Origin of the sequence: Lactobacillus jensenii DSM 20557, assembly GCF_001436455.1 — a bacterium.
In the GTDB taxonomy this organism is placed as follows: Bacteria; Bacillota; Bacilli; order Lactobacillales; family Lactobacillaceae; genus Lactobacillus; species Lactobacillus jensenii.
In genome coordinates, this window is sequence record NZ_AYYU01000060.1 from 1 (window position 1) to 1,192 (window position 1,192).

The following is a 1,192-nucleotide window of genomic DNA, read 5'->3' on the forward strand; positions in this document are numbered from 1 at the left end:
CAGAAACTAAGTCCGGTGACTACGGTTCAAGCTACGAAACTAGTGCCAAGACAATAACTGGTTACCACTTAATTAAGATGCCAAGCAATGCAACTGGTACTTTCAGCACAACCAACGATGATGTTGTCTATACTTACGCACCAGATAAACAACAAATTAACATTGTTGTTATTGACAGCTCAACTGGTGAAAAAGTAAATGTACCTATTCCAAATGATATTGCTACTACTAGCTTTACTGGCAATTCAAATGAGACCATTCCAACTGATGTAAAAACAAACGTTGAAAAGATTAAGGACTACTTGAAGTCTAAGGGCTATACTGTTCCTGATACCATTACAATTCCATCTACTTTTGATGACACTTCAAATGGCACTTCAGAAACAGATGCTAGTCCACAAATAGTTACTATCGAAGTTGGTCACCACCACACTACAACTGACAAGACTATCACCAAGACCATTACTTACAAGACTGATAAAGGTGATAGCGTTGCAGATAACTTTACTAAAACAGTAACTATTCATAAGGACACTGATGATGTAACTGGTACTTCAACTTACACAGCAAACGGTACGACTCTTGAAAATGGTCAGACCATTTTAGGGTCACAAAGCTTACCTTCAAAGACTGGTTATTATGCAGCAATTGTTTCGGAAGGAGCAACTAGTAACTCAACTGTAAGCTTTGATTCAAGTGACATAACTGAAAACGTGGTTTACAAGCAACTTGGTAAGATCATTCCTGTTGATGAAAAGGGCAATCCAATTAAGGGAGCAGACACTCCAACTTACAACAATAGTAATAATCCGACTAAGCCAGGTGATACAACTACGCCAACAGTTCCAGGTTACACTACAACTAAGACTACTGTTAACGGCAACGACATCACTGATCCAAGTAAGGATACTCCAGTAACTTACACAGCTAACAAGAAGACCACTAACATCGTCTTCAAGGATCAAGACAATAACAATGAAGTTGTTAAGACAGTTCCAGTAAATGGTCATACTTCAGAAACTGTTACTGTTGATGGAACTAAGACTACTATTCCTAATGGTTACGAATTAGTAGATAAAGATGGAAATGTTATTCCAACAACTATTACCTTTACTGGTGGTGATTCAACTACTCCAGATACAGTAGTTTACGTCAAGCACAAGCATGACATCACAACTAAGACTATCAATAA

General features: G+C 37.8%; 1 protein-coding gene. It reads left to right on the forward strand.

What is annotated here, in order from left to right; genetic code table 11:
* A partial coding sequence (locus tag FC45_RS07425) for a MucBP domain-containing protein (protein ID WP_162257475.1) occupies positions 1 to 1,192 on the forward strand: 1,192 nt, incomplete at both ends.